This window comes from Paenibacillus sp. J22P165, assembly GCF_059692015.1.
This window is the reverse complement of the sequence record NZ_JCAUAP010000008.1, coordinates 281,848-299,576: the sequence shown is the minus strand read 5'-3', so window position 1 is coordinate 299,576 and position 17,729 is coordinate 281,848. Positions and strand designations below refer to the sequence as shown.

At 44.4% G+C, this 17,729-nt stretch carries 10 protein-coding genes; all 10 read left to right on the top strand.

Annotated elements, in window-relative coordinates; genetic code table 11:
* Positions 1-7: 7 nt before the first annotated feature.
* Complete coding sequence (locus tag AC58QM_RS21470) at positions 8-784, top strand: sugar phosphate isomerase/epimerase family protein (RefSeq protein WP_497286893.1); 777 nt, start codon at positions 8-10, stop codon at positions 782-784.
* 56 nt (positions 785-840) lie between these two features.
* The gene (locus AC58QM_RS21465; protein WP_497287107.1) at positions 841-3,204 is read left to right on the top strand and encodes an AraC family transcriptional regulator; all 2,364 of its coding nucleotides are present in this window, start codon (positions 841-843) and stop codon (positions 3,202-3,204) included.
* Positions 3,205-3,423: 219 nt separating this feature from the next.
* A complete protein-coding gene (locus AC58QM_RS21460; RefSeq protein ID WP_497286892.1) occupies positions 3,424-4,116 on the top strand; it encodes a putative endonuclease domain-containing protein in 693 nt (230 codons plus the stop codon).
* Between the two features lie 1,319 nt (positions 4,117-5,435).
* Positions 5,436-6,347, top strand: coding sequence for an ABC transporter permease (locus tag AC58QM_RS21455; RefSeq protein ID WP_497286891.1), 912 nt, complete (start codon positions 5,436-5,438; stop codon positions 6,345-6,347).
* A gap of 10 nt (positions 6,348-6,357) precedes the next feature.
* Positions 6,358-7,260, top strand: a complete 903-nt coding sequence (locus AC58QM_RS21450; protein WP_497286890.1) for a carbohydrate ABC transporter permease — start codon at positions 6,358-6,360, stop codon at positions 7,258-7,260.
* A gap of 90 nt (positions 7,261-7,350) precedes the next feature.
* The gene (locus AC58QM_RS21445; RefSeq protein ID WP_497286889.1) at positions 7,351-8,922 is read left to right on the top strand and encodes a DUF3502 domain-containing protein; all 1,572 of its coding nucleotides are present in this window, start codon (positions 7,351-7,353) and stop codon (positions 8,920-8,922) included.
* A 97-nt stretch (positions 8,923-9,019) separates the two neighbouring features.
* Positions 9,020-12,286, top strand: a complete 3,267-nt coding sequence (locus AC58QM_RS21440) for a glycoside hydrolase family 99-like domain-containing protein (protein WP_497287106.1) — start codon at positions 9,020-9,022, stop codon at positions 12,284-12,286.
* An 89-nt stretch (positions 12,287-12,375) separates the two neighbouring features.
* Complete coding sequence (locus AC58QM_RS21435; protein WP_497286888.1) at positions 12,376-15,483, top strand: glycoside hydrolase family 99-like domain-containing protein; 3,108 nt, start codon at positions 12,376-12,378, stop codon at positions 15,481-15,483.
* Positions 15,484-15,507: 24 nt separating this feature from the next.
* Positions 15,508-16,587 carry a Gfo/Idh/MocA family protein gene (locus tag AC58QM_RS21430; protein ID WP_497286887.1) on the top strand — a complete coding sequence of 360 codons (1,080 nt, stop codon included), beginning with the start codon at positions 15,508-15,510 and terminating at the stop codon, positions 16,585-16,587.
* A 26-nt stretch (positions 16,588-16,613) separates the two neighbouring features.
* On the top strand, positions 16,614-17,714 hold the full coding sequence (locus AC58QM_RS21425) for a glycoside hydrolase family 172 protein (RefSeq protein ID WP_497286886.1): 1,101 nt from the start codon (positions 16,614-16,616) through the stop codon (positions 17,712-17,714).
* Positions 17,715-17,729: the final 15 nt, after the last annotated feature.

Genomic DNA, 17,729 nt, shown 5'->3' with positions numbered 1-17,729 from the left:
GAAAGTGGTGAAGAACTTGAAAATTGCAGCACAATTATACACCCTGCGTAATTATCTCAAGACACCAACGGATATTGCAACTACGCTCAAAAAAGTGAAGGGAATCGGGTACAACGCCGTCCAGATTTCGGGAATAGGGCCGATAGGAAACCGAGAATTGAAGGAAATGACCGATCGTGAAGGTCTGGAAATATGCGCAACCCATATCAGCTATGCGGACTTGGTCAATCGGATCGAGAGCGTCATTGAGCAACATCACATTTGGAATTGTAAGTATGTAGGAATTGGTGGATTGCCTAACGAATATAAAGGTAGCGGAGAAGGTTACGCGGCATTCGCCAGAGAAGCTTCTGAGATTGGGAAAAAGCTGCAGCAAGCAGGATTGACGTTCATTTATCATAATCATGATTTTGAATTTGCCAAATTTGAAGGTCGAACTGGCATGGATATCTTAAGGGAGAATTCGGATAGTCAAGCCTTCCACTTTGAGCTGGATGTGTACTGGGCACAAGCAGGCGGTGCGGACCCGATTGAATGGATTCGCAAATTTGATGGCCGGATGAAAGTTGTTCATTTGAAGGATATGTTAGTGACACATAACCGAGAGCAGCGTGTTGCTGAAATCGGTGAGGGGAATATGAACTTTGCTGGGATCTTAGCGGCATGCCGAGAAATTGGTGTGGAGTGGGGAGGGGTGGAGCAGGATTTCTGTTGGGATCGGAACCCATTCGATAGTATGACAATTAGTTTTGAGCGACTGAAGCTGCTTGGGATTGACTTGTAGCAAAGACATATCTTACATCAACCTAAAGGATACACGAGGAGGTTAAGGCCATTTTGATGAAGCGAAAATGGTTTGGAACCAAAACGTATTTTGCAAGAATGGTATTGTGGATTAGCGCGGCGGTGCTGCTGCTAGTCCTTGTTCTTTCTCTGGTTGAATATATAAGTACGCAGAAGCTGTTGCTTCGGAATGAGTCTACGTCCAATCAGAAAATTTTGTACCAGATCGAATATAATATGGACGTGATGGATGAATCGATTCAAAACCTTAGTAAATTTCTATTCGTTAATGGTGATGTGGCTTCAATTATGTATGCCAAAACGGAGAATATGGCTGACGTTGCTACGCGATTGAATAACATTGTAACTTCCTTAGTGACAGCGAATCCCTATATCCATTCGGTCAGTATTTATAATCGAAATCTAGATCAATTTTATAATGTAGGAAGCTCTATATTCTTTAAAGATCCTTTTGTAGATGGATTTTATAATGCCAATCAAATGCTGCCCGTGTTGAAACCCGTCATTCGTAATATACAAAATCTAGTGAACGGGAAAACGGTGCCTGAGCGGGTATTCTCGTATTTTATTTATAGTTCATCGATCAATAATCCGAAACCAGATGGGGTTGTTGTCGTCAATGTCAAACCAGAGTGGCTCATTAACAATATCGTAAAGATCAATTCGATTGATCCTAAAAAGGGCGATCGGGTCTATGTGCTGGATGATGCTGGTGAATTCCTTGAGAGTAACCATGAGCAAGTCGACTATAAAATGTGGTTGAAAGATGAATATATGAATTACGCCACATCGCATGTGGGTGCTCAAAAAAACGGATTTTTCGAAAGCAAGTATGAGGGGTCAAAGCTTTACATTACGTATGTGATTGAGAAAGAAACTGGCTTAACTCTGATCAAAACGCAGCCTGTTAATCAGGTATTTCAATCCATCGAGCGGTTGAAAACAACCATCGTTCTCATAACACTCATTTTTGTCGTTCTTGCATTAATTCTCTCATTTAGCATTTCACGCAGAATTTATAAGCCATTCGATAAATTGGTTCATACGATTATGTCAGATCGCATGCGTGGTTCGCATTTGGAAGAGGTCGACACGATCGATGAACTTAATTATCTTGGAACTGTGTATAAACAATCCATGGTGAAACTTGAACATTTTAATCAAGAGAAATTTCGTTATCAAAATGTGATGAAGAACTATTGGCTGAATCGTATCGTGAGTGATGGTTTAACACTAAGCCATGAAGAATTAAAGCCGATTTTTGCAGAAATGCGCATTTCGCTCCCGCTGGAAGGGCCGTATGCTCTGATCATTATGAAAATAGACAAATACAAGGATTTCAAACAAAACATTCATGCTAAGGATCAAGAAACCATCCGTTATGCCATCAGTAACATCGCTTCTGAAATCGTAGGTCGGGCTTATCCTAATGAGGGGCTAGACATGATGGATGATCAAGTGGTGTTAATTGTACGGATTCCTGATGAGGAGCATGCTTACTCGCACGCCATTCATACTTTGATGCAAGAAGTTCAGGACAACGTGTATCGGTATTTTAAAGTGACCCTATCTTGCATGGTGAGCGACACAGTTGAAGCATTGAACGCACTCGCTGACTTGTATAATCAATCGTTGAACCAAGCGATGTACAGGTTTGTTTTTGGGCATTCCATTATAATTACGTCCGAGATGATCAAACGAAATAGTGAAAATAAGCAAATGAGCTATGATCGCAACTTGGAAGAGACATTCCTGCAAGCGTTGAAAGCAGGCAATGCCTCATTAACAGGGGAACATTTGCAACAAATTTTCAACGAGATTGGTGCTTTAAGCTATAATAATGCACTGGTTTCGGTCATTCGTTTCGTGGACGCTGTCAAGGATGCGCTTACGGAATCGAAGTTTGCCGCAACGTCGAATCTGTCAACATCGATCTCAGCTATAAGTCGTAGTCTGCTTGAGAAGGAAACGATCTCAGAGATTAGTGACTTACTTCAGGCTGCGCTGCAGGATGCCATGGTGAACGACAGTACGGATAAGCATAATGAACATAATTATTACATTGTCGATGCTGTAAAAGAGTATATCCATTTGCATTATCGTGATCTTTCGCTCAATTTACCGTCCATCGCTGCAACGATGAAAATATCCGCCCGACAGCTTAGCAAAATATTCCGAGAATCCATGGATATCTCCATTCCAGACTACATTAATAAATTACGGATGGAAAAAGCGGCCGAACTGTTGGTCGATCAACAAATCAGCGTGCGTGAAATAGTGGAACAAGTCGGTTTTGTGAATGAAAGCTATTTCTTCAGCTTATTTAAGAAAAGGTTCCATGTGACGCCACGTGAATACGCGCTTCAGAAGAAGACAGTTAAGTTGTATCAGGGAGATTAGGGGATCGTTGGTAGTTGTTCACGGAGATATTTCCACTTTTACAACTACATTAAATTGGACAGAAGTGAGAATAACTAGCTAGTAGATTATTTTAGTAAATTATGGTATATTTACACCCATTACAAAGCTTACATATGGTTGTGAAGCACACGCCGCTTTTCCAAGTTCAGCTCATGCTGGCTAGGGAGGCGGCTTATTTATTTCCAGGGGGCATCGTTTATGAAAACATCGTTTATCAGCTTATTTGATACCTATGTAGAAAAACATCTTAAGTTACGCACAGGTGAACGGCACCGTCGACTCCATGAAGGACTTGGACACGCAGAGAAACTGTTTCTTGAGAAAGTTTGGTTTCCTGCATTTGGTCATTTTGAGTTTCTTCATCCTGAGTATGAAATAAAGGATTTCCGCGATGGCACACGTTTCCTAGATTTCGCATTCATACGGCAATCCCTCAAACTTGCCATTGAAATTGATGGCTTTACAACACATGTACAATTAAGCCGTTCTCAATTTACTGACCAGCTAATCCGCCAGAACCACCTCATCCTAGATAGTTGGAAAATACTACGATTCACCTATGACGATATTAAAGATCGCCCACGTATGTGTATACAAATTCTCCAACAATTCATGGGTCGATTTCTTGGTGTTGTTGATGCAGCATCTATTGAGATGAATGCTTTTGAGAAAGAAATTATTCGCTCAGCCCTATCTAATGATTCGGCGATCAAACCATTACACGTTAGTAAACTGCTCAATATCAGTATTCGTCAGTCGCGTCACTTACTCAAAAACATGTGCATAAAATCCCTTCTCCAGCCTGCAGGAAAAGGAACGTCCTGTGTACGTATTTACAAATTACATGATCATGCGTTATCAATTTGGGAAGCAAATAATCATGTGATTTGATGTCATGAGTTGTAATTTACTTTCGAGTGTACATTTTTCGGCGCCTCAGAGTGAATGTGTGGCTGATGCGCTACTGAGAGTGCTGTTTTCGACCGCTCACGATGGCGTTTCGTCACTTTGACTAGTTAGATTAGCTGAGCGTGCATTTTTCGGCGTCTCGGAGTGAATTTGTGGATGATGCGCTACTGAGCCTGCAATTTTCGACCGCTCAGGTTAGCGTTTCGTCTGTTTGACTAGTTTGTTTCGCTGAGCGTGCATTTTTCGGCGGCTCAGAGTGAATATGTGGAAGATGCGCTACTGAGACTGCAATTATCGACCGCTCAGGTTAGCGTTTCGTCTGTTTGACTAGTTTGATTAGCTGAGCGTGCATTTTTCGGCTGCTCAGAGTGAATGTGTGGATGAGGCGCTTCTGAGACTGCAATTATCGACCGCTCACGTTGGCGTTTCGTCAATTTGACTAGTTAGGTTAGCTGAGCGTGCATTATTCGGCGTCTCAGAGCGAATTTGAGGATGAGGCGCTACTGAGACTGCAATTATCGACCGCTCACGTTAGCGTTTCGTCAATTTGACTAGTTTAATTAACTGAGCGTACATTTTTCGGCATGTCGGAGTGAATTTGAGGATGATACGCTACTGAGAGTGCTGTTTTCGACCGCTCACGTTCGCGTTTCGTCACTTTGTCTAGTTGGATTCAATGAGCATGCATTTTTCGTCGTCTCGGAGTTGATTTGGTGATGATGTGCTACTGAGACTGCAATTATCGACCGCTCAGATTGGCGTTTCGTCTCTTAGACTAGTTTGATTAGCTGAGCGTGCATTTTTCGGCGTCTCAGAGCGAATTTGAGGATGAGGCGCTACTGAGACTGCAATTATCGACCGCTCGCGTTAGCGTTTCGTCAATTTGACTAGTTTGATTAGCTGAGCGTGCACTTTTCGGCGTGTCGGAGTGAAGTTGAGGATGATGTGCTACTGAGACGGCTATTTTCGATCGCTCACATTGGCGTTTTGTCTCTTTGACTAGTTTGATTAGCTGAGCGTGCACTTTTCGGCGTCTCAGAGTGAATGTGTGGATGATGCTCTTCTGACACTGCAATTTTCGACCGCTCACGTAGGGGTTCGTCTCATAAGTGTTGAATTCGGGACAGTGGCAGGGGGATGTTCCAAAAACAAGACTTCTACCTCAATCACAGTCCGTATTTCCAGCTCTTTTTGCATGATTTTGAATAGTTATTCCTATGTTGCAATATACAATACCCTCGTTTTTAACTACGATTTGATTGTGAAGCTCGATATGGCAACCAAGTAGGAGGTGAGAACGAATGGAAAGAGCATTGAAGATTTTCAGGAAAAATAGCGGGCTAACCTTACTGGCTTTGCCGGGGCTCATACTCATTATTATTTTGGATTATGTGCCATTGTATGGATTACTGTTGCCATTTAAGCAGTATCAATTCGATCTAGGGATTTGGAATAGCCCTTGGGTGGGATTTCGAAACTTTGATTTCTTGTTTAATGGAAACGTACTATTTCGTGTATTAAGAAATACGATCCTCTATAATTTGGTATTTATCGTATTAGGGACCATTTTCGCCGTTGGCTTTGCGCTGCTGCTGTTTGAACTAAACCGTAAATTTGTCAAAGTGTATCAGACGATTATGTTTATTCCCTACTTTATTTCCTGGGTTGTAGCAGGGTTTGCTTTTAAAGCGTTGCTCGATATGGATTATGGCGTGTTTAACCAAGTTCTGACCGCCTTGGGCAAGGAACCGATTATGTGGTACAACGAACCCAAGTACTGGCCAGTCCTCATAGTGGCTGCTGCTGTATGGAAAGGGTTAGGTTATGGATCCGTCATTTACTACGCAGCGCTGATGGGCATTGATGCTGAATATTTCGAAGCAGCCAAGATCGACGGCGCAAGCCGGTTGCGTCAGGTAATCTCCATTTCAATCCCGATGCTCAAACCGATGATCATTATGTTAACGATTTTGCACATCGGAAGCATGTTCTACAGTGATTTCGGATTGTTCTACAATGTGACGTTAAACTCGACGTTACTCTATCCGACTACGGACGTTATCGATACATTCGTCTACAGATCATTGATTGATATGGGGGATATCGGCATGTCATCGGCTGCGGGATTCTTCCAATCCATTGTCGGCTTCGTATTGGTTCTAATGACGAACTTCATCGTTCGCCGAGTCAATGCGGAAAATGCGCTATTCTAAGGAGTGAACTATGAGCAAACCTATGGCATTAAGAAACACGAATACAGTCACACAAATATGGATTCATGCTATTTTTATCGCAGTCTGTGTGGCTTGTCTGTATCCCTTTCTCGTTATTGTAGCGACTTCGTTTCAGTCGGAGAGCGGCATTGTTCAGAACGGTTACACCATCATTCCGAAAGAAATTAATCTGGACGCCTATCGGGTGATTCTGGTGGAGCCCAAGCAATTGTTAAATTCATATGCCGTTACGATTATAACCACCTTGGTTGGAACGATTGTCGGTCTGTGGGTGACGACTTCCTATGCCTTTGCTATCTCACGGCATGACTATGCGTACCGAGGGATTCTGGCTTTTCTCATCTTCTTCACGATGCTATTTAAGGGAGGACTCGTTCCATCCTATATCCTGATTTCCAAATGGTTAGGCCTGCAGAACAACATTCTGGCTCTGATTGTGCCGTACTTAATAAGTGGATGGTTTGTTCTGCTCATGAAAGGTTTCTTGCAAGCGCTACCGAATGCGCTGTTCGAATCTGCGAAAATGGATGGAGCCGGCGAGACGCGAATTTTCATTCAACTCGTTTTGCCATTATCCTTACCCGCACTTGCAACCGTAGGCCTGTTCTTCGTTCTCCAATATTGGAACGACTGGTGGCTGACGTTGCTCTATGTCGACAGCAAGGATATGTTAAAGCTTCAATATTTGCTTATCCGAGTTTTGAAAAATATGGAATTCTTAAATAGTGCAGAAGCCATTCAATATGGGCTCGTGAAGCCTGGTATGGAAGTCCCGTCGCTCAGTGCTCGCATGGCGATGTGTGTGCTTGCAGCTGGACCAATGCTTGTGGTATTTCCCTTTTTCCAAAGATTCTTCGTCCGCGGTTTGACCGTTGGTTCGGTGAAAGGGTAGTATCCCAGTTACTGTGAATGTGCTCTTGCGCAGTAACTGTTTCATATAGCATGATAATAGTATGGACGAAGATACGGGAGGGACTTAAAAATGAGTCAACGAAATGCTAGAAAATTTAAAGTGTTGGGAACTACCTTACCTTTTGTTTTAACGATACCTGTTGTGTTAAGCGCTTGCAGCAGCTCTACGTCCACTTCCACTTCAAGTCCAAACGGTACGACAGCGCCTGCAACATCTGCACAGGCAACAGCGAAAGCAGCAGAACCTACGAAGGAATTTGTTAACCTTACTTGGTATATGCGCAGCCCAATCAATAGCGAAACGGATCAAGAAGCAGTAGAAGCGGTAGCGAATAAAATGTTAAAAGAAAGCATTAATGCCAACTTGCATTTTAATTTCATTGATAATGCGAGCTGGGAACAGAAGATGAGCTTAATGAACTCAACGGGCACGAAATATGACATCGCTTTCTCAACTTCGGGATCGAATAAATTTATGAACAATGTGAAGATGGGTTCAATTCTGCCACTAGATGATCTTTTGAATAAATATGGACCTGACATTAAGAAAAAAGTTGATCCACGTGCATGGTCAGCAGTAACGTTTGACGGAAAAATTTATGCCATTCCAGGCCAAACACCATACTCAGATGCACATAGTTGGGTATTTAAAAAGGATATTGCAGAGAAATACAAATTTGACACAACCAAAATTACAACGTTACAAAGCATTGAGCCTTACTTAGAGCTCATCAAGAAAAATGAGCCGAACATGACGCCGCTTCTGGTAACAGGGAATGTGGCAGCAATCGGAACGAATTTATATCACTACTCCAATCTAGGAGGTAACGTCTTCTATGATGAGAGATCAGGTAAACTGGTCAATCCACTCGAGGCGGAAGACAATGTAGGGGTTTATCGTACGATGAACGATTTCTACAAAAAAGGCTACGTCGCAAAAGATGCTGCGATCAAAACAGATTTCATAGCGGAAGCCAAATCAGGTAAATACGCTGTCCTAGAAGATTCAGGCGGTTATACAGCAGATGGCTCCAAATCTACAGCACTGTTCGGCTATCCAACACTTGAAACGAAGTATGGTCAAACCTTAATTACAACAAGCGCTATTACGAGCGCAATGGCAGTAATTAGTAAAACGTCCGAGCATCCAGATCGTGCTATTATGCTGCTCAATGAAATTTGGAAGAATCCGACGTTGTCCAACACATTGGCTTATGGGGTCGAAGGTAAAAACTACACGGTGAAGTCTGGTGCAGGAACACCACAAATGTCCGTTACAGCCAAATCCGGTGCGGAGCAAACGTGGGCAATCTGGCACAACTGGCTTGGACCACTGTGGGATCAATGGGATTCCAACTGGAACTCCACAGCTGCGCTAAAAGTCATGCAAGATAACAACACGAACGCAACAGCTTCCAAAATTGTTGGCTTCACGTTTAACCCAGATCCGGTAAAAGCGGAAATTGCACAGGTGAGCGCAGTTGCCAAAGAAGTAAATCCCGTTCTCATCACAGGTTCGATGAATGATTTCGATGCTTTCATTGCGCAAGCGAAGAAAAAGTATGTCGATGCTGGTTATGAAAAAGTAATGGTGGAAATGCAAAAACAGTTGGATGAATGGAAAACCATCAACAAAAAGTAGGTGAGGAAGACAAGGACAACGGCCGATCTGGGTTTCAATATGAAGCTCATATCGGCCGTATCTATGAACATATATTAAGGAGGTAAATATTGTGAGAATGCCTATTAAATGGGTTATTCAACTCATTCTTCCCTTGTTCGTTTGTTTACTCGGTTTGACAATTGCTCTCGATAAAGTTGAGGCAGAGGGCGGACCGGTCGATGTTGGCTATTTGCTGGATGAGAATTTCTCTTTCCTATTTACTGCTCCAAACAACGTTTATCAACCTTCTGGGTGGGACATCCAGCGCAATGGAGGCAATGTTACTTACAGCTACAATAACTATATGAAAATTAGTGATACCAGTTCCACGCTTCCTGTAACATTTTTCCACAAAATACTTACACAAGCGGCAGGATCGGTTACATTAGAATATCGGTTTAAACCAACAACCATCATGGATGGGTTGAAATGGCAGCTGCGAAATGACAACACGCCAACCGTGAGTATAGCAACTTACAACAATAATCTTGTGTTGGAAACGCCTTCAGGCATGCAAATTTTACAGACCTATGCACCTAATACCGAATACGGTGTGAAGGTTATTGCTAACATCGCTACGGATAAAGCTGATATCTACGTCAATGGCGCGTTGAAGGCCAGTGAAGCCGATTTTACGCAAGCGACCAACCAGATCAATGGATTCTGGATGCAAACGGGTGCGGTTTCTACGGGAGAAGTCATAGTAACGCCAGTGAAAATATATAAAGGATACAGCGTAAATGAAACGTTCATATCTACTATGACGAACGTGCCAACGGACTGGCAGACTGTGAATACGGGCGGGATTATTGAAGTTGCAGAAAACAAAAGCGCGACCCGACCCGATATTTACAGCTTGAAACTAGATGGGTCAGGTTCAACTAACGGCGTTAGTGTCTCTAAATCGATTCCTATACAAAACGAGGATCAGGTATTTGAATTCAAGATGCTCATTCCATCCAAAGCAGATGGTTTAACCTTCGAATTACAAGGTGATGGCAAAAGCGCGCTCAAGCTTGTCACGGCGAATGGAAAGTTGAACTATGTCAATCGTGGAGGAAAGCTGGTTCCTTTCTATGACTATCAAGCAAATATCTGGTACGCCATCAAAGTTAAGATTACGGACAAGGATAAAGCGTACATTTATTTGAATGGTAAACTGCTTGTAGATAAAATTCCGAGTACATCCAAAGTTAATGGCATCGGGCAAGTTCGATTCTACTCACCAACAGGTACAGGGAAGCTAATGTGGTTGGATGATGTGAAGCTTTATGAAGACAAACCGCTTCCTAACGATTATGTACCAGCACCCGTTGTGCCACAATCCGTAGGGTATGAAGTAGGTGCGCAATCCTGCTCCATGTGGAGAGAAGGCAGCCATTTGGGTTGGGATTCCATTACACCATATCCAGATCGCAAGCCTTATCTCGGCTATTATGATGAAGGAAATCCGGAAACCGCCGATTGGGAGATCAAGTGGATGGTCGAACATGGTATTACTTTTGAGAACTACTGCTGGTTCCGACCACGAGGCAACGAAGGTTTGCCGATTAAAGATCCGTATCTAGGTTATGCCCTGCATGATGGATATTTGAATGCGAAGTACAGCGATAAAATGAAATTCATCATTACATGGGAGAATTCGAGCTCCTATTCAAAGAACAGCGAGGATTTCCGCACAAATGTTGTGCCATATTGGATTGAGTACTATTTCAAGGATCCTCGGTATTTGAAAATTGACAATAAACCTGTCATTTCTATTTATCAGTTGAGTGGCATGGTGCGTGATTTCGGTAACGTAGCAAACGCTCAAACCGAAATTAATTATTTACGATCAGCTGTGCAGGCCGCTGGATTTAGTGATGTGATTGTTATCACGGTTAGTAACAGCACGGACGTACAGAAATTAACCGAACTGCAAACAGCTGGCTTTGATGCTGCTTATACGTATTCATTTGGCGCGCTCGAGTCGCATGCTGAACTTCAGCAACAGAACATGGTGAAGCAGAAGAATTTAGGCATTATCGACATTGTACCAACGCTCAGCATGGGGCGGGACGATACAGCATGGAGCAATAAGCCAGGGTATTGGACGACACCAAGCGAGTTTCAATCGCTCGCCATGTGGGCGAAGAACACATTTATTCCTTCATTGCCTGCTACAAGTTTAGGTAAGAAGGTAGTTATGCTAGACAATTGGAACGAGTATGGGGAAGGGCATTTTCTGATGCCATCTGGCCTGCATGGGTTCGAGTATTTGGATGCGCTGCGAAGTACCTTCACGACAGGAGACAATCATACAGATAGTCAGCCTACGCTAGCACAAACGAATAGAATCAATGTGCTATTCCCAACAGATCGGCACATACCGTTAGTGTGGCCGCCATTGCCGCCAGCTCTACCGATTACAACCTTCTATTCTGGTCAATGGGAATTCAATACGGACGGAAATAGTCAGGGTTGGAGTGCGACGAAGCAAGTGAGTGATCTGTCCGTGTCTGAAGGGAAATATTCGGGGATAACGACTGGAACGGATCCAGGTATTGTTTCTGCGGATCATTTGGGAATAGCCGCAGCGGATGCCGCTTATCTCCAAATTGGGATGAGCACAAACTTAGGAGCGTCAGGACAGATTTATTTTATAACCGAAGCAGATGGTGTCTGGAGCGAGAATAAAGTAACTCGATTCTATGTGGAGAATAGCGGTGAGAATCAGATTGTGTACAACATACCGATGTATCAGGTTACGGGATGGCAAGGAACGATTCGCCAAATCCGGATCGATATGCTGAATGATCTTGGTTCGTTCAGCATCGATTATATCCGAACCGTCGATCCTGTTCAGGGAATTACGCCCCCACCAGAGCCAGATCCTGAGCCAACACTAGGTCCGAATTTAGTCACCGATCCTGGTTTTGAAGACAGCACTACACATTATTCCGGTTACGCCATTCAGCAATTACTGAAGACGACAGAGCATCATAGCGGAGCTCAAGCCCTGCAAATTACGAAAACTAATAATTATGGCAGCTTCCAGATTCCCCTCCCTATTGCCAAAGGTGATACGTATCATTATTCAGCTTGGGCCAAAATGAATCCGGATTCTGCATCTGGGAAGTTATTGCGATTAGGCATACAGTATAAGCTGAATGGCGTACTGAAGCAGCAAATTATGATGTCAAGTCCCGGCTTGGATACAACTAGTTGGAAGCAAGTTACTGGGAATTATACGATTAATGAAGTCGGTACGGTGACCGATATTGCCCTGTTCATTTACACAGACGCACCTGCACAAATGGATACGTATTATCTCGATGATGTTGAAGTAAAAAAGGTTTCCTAGTTTGGATACTTAGTTCATAATGACCGATGCGGCTTCAGTCGAAAACGCATCGGTCGCATCAACATCAGATGGATGAGGAGGCAGGTCATATGAGAATTCCGATGAAACTCGGTATTTTATTGATTCTTCCACTTGTGACGTTTCTATGTTTATGTATGGTTGGGAACAATAAAGCGGAAGCAGAAGGCGGGCCGGTCAATGTCGGCTATTTGCTCGATGAGAATTTCTCCTTTCTGTTCAAAGGTCCTGATAACCTTCCACTTGCTTCCGGTTGGGATATTAATCGAAGTGGGGGCACAGTGACTTACGGTTACAACAATTGGATGAAAATCACAGACACGAGCACAACGCAGAATGTCTCTATGTATCATAAAATTGTGACACAAACGAGCGGATCTGTGACGCTAGAGTATCGCTTTAAACCATCGATGGTGATCGACGGATTGAAATGGCAGATACGTAACGGAACGACGGCAGCGGTGAGTATTGCCACAAGCAACAGCAATCTCGTCTTGGAAACTTCGGCAGGATCCACAATTCTGCAATCCTATGCTGCGAATACCGAGTATGGTATTAAAGTCATTGCTAACATCGATACAGATAAACTGGACATCTACATCAATGGTGTATTAAAGGCTAGTAATGCAAACTTCACGAATGCGGCGACGCAGTTGAATGGATTTTGGGTACAAACAGCTAACACATCTACAGGCGATTTCCTATTTGCTCCGGTTAAAATCTATAAAGGCTATTTCGTCAATGAGAAATTCACCTCGCTCCGTCCTGGGGATATGCCAGCAGATTGGGTCGCTTCATCCAATGGAGGTGTCATCGCTGTCGTCGAAAATGATAGCGCAACCAAACCAGACGTATACAGTCTGAAAATGGATGGTACGAACGGTGCCACAGCCATGGATAAATTCATTTCCGCTCAAACCGATGATCTTGTTTTCGAATTTAAGACGTTAATTCCTACGAAAGCGGATGGTTTGCATTTCTCCTTAGACAGTGGGACGACCGAATCACTGCAACTGACAACAGGGAGCGGTAATTTCAATTATGTCAATGCGTCCGGGCAAGAGGTTTCCTTTTATACGAATTATAAAGCTAACTTATGGTATGCGTTCAAGATCAACTATCACCGAGCTACTGGCAAGTCGGATATTTATCTGAATGGAAAGCTTATGGTACAAAATGTCGCACTCTTCCATACGGTCGCCAGTGTGGATACTGTCCACTTCTACACCCCGCCAGGCGCGAATAAGTTGATGTGGATTGATGATGTCATGCTGTATAAAGATTATCCACTTCCCGCAGATTACGTTCCAGCCCCAACGAAAGTTTCGTCCCCAACTTACCAAATTGGTGCGCAATCCTGCACGATGTGGAGAGAGGGAAATCATTTGGGTTGGGACACCGTTAATCCGGATCCAGATCGTAAACCGTACCTTGGCTACTACGATGAAGGGAATCCCGAAACAGCCGATTGGGAAATTAAGTTTATGGTCGAGCACGGTATTAATTTCGAGAATTATTGCTGGTTCCGGCCACGAGGCAATGAAGGTTTGCCGATCAAAGATCCGTACCTCGGTTATGCGCTGCATGACGGTTATTTTAATGCCAAGTACAGCGATCAGATGAAGTTCATCATTACCTGGGAGAATGCAAGCTCCTATGCAAGTGACAGCGCGGATTTCCGTAATAATATTATTCCGTATTGGATCGAGTACTATTTCAAGGACCCAAGGTATCTGAAAATGGATAATAAACCTGTTATATCGCTATACCAGCTCAGCGGGCTCATCCGTGATTTCGGAAGCTTGGCTAACGCGCAAACAGAAATCAACTATTTAAGAACAGCCGTACAGAATGCTGGATTCAGCGGCATAACCATTATTACGGTTAGCAGCAGCACCGATACGCAGAAATTAACCGATTTGGATACGGCAGGCTTCGATGGGGTGTACACGTATACGTACGGTACGATCGAATCCCACGCAGAGCTGCAAGAACAAAATATGGTGAACCGATGGACACGAGATACGTTTATTCCATCCCTTCCATCTACCAGCATAGGGAAGAAAATGATCATGCTCGATAATTGGAACGAGTATGGGGAAGGGCATTTCCTGATGCCAGCAGGACTGCACGGGTTTGGTTATTTAGATGCGCTCCGAAATATTTTTACCACCGCTGGAGCCCATACCGATGTCCAACCTACGCTCACGCAAAAGAATAGAATTAACGTACTTTACCCAACAGACCGCACAGTTACTTCTGTCTGGCCGCCGCTCCCGCCTGCACCACCCCTTACGAGCATGTATTCGAAGCAATGGGAGTTTAACACGAATGGTAACAGCGAAGGCTGGAGTGCCACAGGACAAATTAGTGGACTCACGGTTGCAGGTGGACTGTATGCGGGCACCACAACGGGAGTGGATCCCGGCATTATATCGGCTACTAATTTAGGGATCGCTGCCGACCATGCCTCTTATCTGCAAATCCGCATAAGCAGCAGCGTTGAAGCTGTCGGTCAGATTTATTTCACAACGAATGCAGATACCACCTTGGACGAGAATAAGCTGGTCAAATTCTATATCGCACATAATAGCGGTAATCAAACCGTGTATAACGTTCCCATGTATCAGAATGCGAACTGGCAGGGAACAATTCGCCAAATCCGCGTAGATATGATGCAATCTGTGGGATCATTCAGCATTGATTATATCCGTACGATGGATTCGTCCAACATGGTTGTCGATCCTGGATTTGAGGGCAGCACGACGCAATATCCCGGCTCGAGCATCACGCAAGTATTGACAACTGCGCAGCATCACACCGGAGCGAAGGCGCTTCAGATTACGAAGACAAGCGCGTACGGCAGTCTTCAAATTCCGCTCAATATCGTTAAAGGCGTTTCCTATAATTACTCCGCCTGGGCGAAGTTGAATACGGGGGCAACAGCGGGCGAAGTGTTAAGACTAGGGCTCCAATACAATCTGAACGGTGTGCAGAAACAGGTTATTATGATGTCGAGTCCTGGCTTGGATACATCGAGTTGGAAACAAGTGACGGGGAACTACACCATTAATGAGACAGGAACCGTGACCAATGTGGTTGTGCTCATCTATACCGATTTGCCGGCACAAGCCGATTCCTATTTCCTAGATGATGTCGCGGTTACGAAAGTGAATTAAATTAACACGCAGGAGGGGAACGTGATGGAACAAGTTGAGAAATCAAATGTGCAAACAGGCATTAAGCCGATTCGAGTTGGTATAGCTGGGCTAGGGCGGGCTGGGTGGAACGCCCATTATGGGGAATTGAAACACAAGCCTGAGATGTTTATCGTGACGGCAGTGACAGATCCGATTGCGTTACGTCGGCAAACCGCGGAAGAGAACGGGATCCGCGCCTATGAGACGATTGAAGAGATGGTGCAAGATCCGGATATCGAGTTAGTGGATATAGCGACTCGCTCCAGCGACCATTACGCTCATGGGATGCTCGCGTTAGCTGCTGGCAAGGATATTCAGATTGAAAAGCCATTTGCTCAAACCTATGAGGAAGCGCTCGAGTTAAGCAAGGCTGCGGAAGCTTATGGCAGACGTATTTTCATCCGTCATAACCGTCGATTTGATGCGGATTTCCTGCATGTCAGCGAAATTATCGCAAGCGGCATTCTTGGTGACGTCTATCAGATTCGGCTCACGCGACATAACTATCAGCGACGTGCGGATTGGCAGACGATTAAAGCTTTTGGCGGCGGCCAGCTATTAAATTGGGGACCGCACATTATTGATCACGGGCTTCAGCTGTTGGAAAGTCCTGTGAAGGATGTGTGGAGTGACCTGAAGCATGTCGTGGCCGCGGGGGATGCGGAAGATCACTTGAAAATTATTTTGAGGGGGGAAAACGGGCGCATCGTGGATTTGGAAATAAGTGGCGGGATTGCGATCAACTCGCCTACTTTTATGGTGTATGGAACTAGAGGAGCCCTTTCACTGACCGACAATGACATTCATCTTCGCTACTTGGATCCTAGTGTGCCGCTTGCTCCATTGGAAGCTAATCCGGGAACACCTGGAGAGGCATTCGGCAAAACGGGTACGTATGAATCCGGGGAACAGTTGGTTTGGATAGAGGAGCGAAGACTAGTGAAACCGGCACAAAACTTCAATATTTGGGATGAGTTGTATGCCTCCTATAGGTTGAATCAACCTTTTCAAATTCGGATGGAAGAGGCGCTTGAAGTCGTTCGCATCATCGACGAAGTGAAGAAAGGCACAATCTTTCAATAAACTACACGATAATAGAGGTGTTACCTATGAATCTGCAATCTGGCATGGGGTTTGATTATTCATCTGCTCCACTCGTTACGACCGCTCGTAGTCGATCCATCTCTCCTGAGAATCCGAATGGTGAGAAAGGGCAAGGCGGGCAAGCTTCAAATCATCTCGGCATTGGGCGCAAAGGACGCCCATGTATCGCGATTAAGGCAGGTGAGACGGTCACCATTGCCAATATACAAGGGCCAGGTGTTCTACAGCACTTCTGGGTAACTGTCACGGATAAACTTCACCATCGTGCACAGGAAGGCAACTATATACTGCGGGATATGGTTCTACGCATGTATTGGGATGAGGAAGACACGCCATCTGTGGAAGTGCCTTTAGGCGATTTCTTCTGTAATGGCTTTGGCATTCGTACGAATGTCAACTCCTTACCAATCTCCGTTAATCCAACTGGCGGCATGAATAGCTATTTCGCAATGCCATTCCGCAAATCTGCGAAGATCACCATCGAGAACCAACACACGGAAGATATCCATGGATTTTTCTATACATTTAACTACACATTGGTGGATGATCTCCCTGCGAATGCCGCATATTTCCATGCACAATGGCGAAGGATGCGCCAAACAGAGCTCGGGCAGGATTATTCGATTCTGGATGGGGTGGAGGGAGCTGGGCAGTATATTGGCACCTATCTGGCTTGGGCTGCGCTGGAGCGCAACTGGTGGGGGGAAGGCGAGATCAAGTTCTTCCTAGATGGCGATACGGATTGGCCAACCATTTGTGGAACGGGCACCGAGGATTACGTTGGAGGTGCTTGGTGCTTTGCAGGCGAGTCAGAACCTGAGTCGTATTCAACGCCTTTTCTCGGGTACAAATACTACAAGGATTCCGCCAAAATAGATCGTGAATATGGGAGCAAAGTACCCATGCATGGGTTATATCGTTGGCATTTGCCTGATCCCATTCGATTCCAAAGTGATCTCAAAGTGACAATTCAAGTAATCGGTCATGATAGCAAGCGGCTATTTGAACGATCGGATGATATTTCTTCGGTGGCCTATTGGTACCAACTAGAACCTCACGCGTCTTTTCCAGTATTACCCCCATCTCCACAAAGGTGGCCGAGATAAAACCTACAAACACTC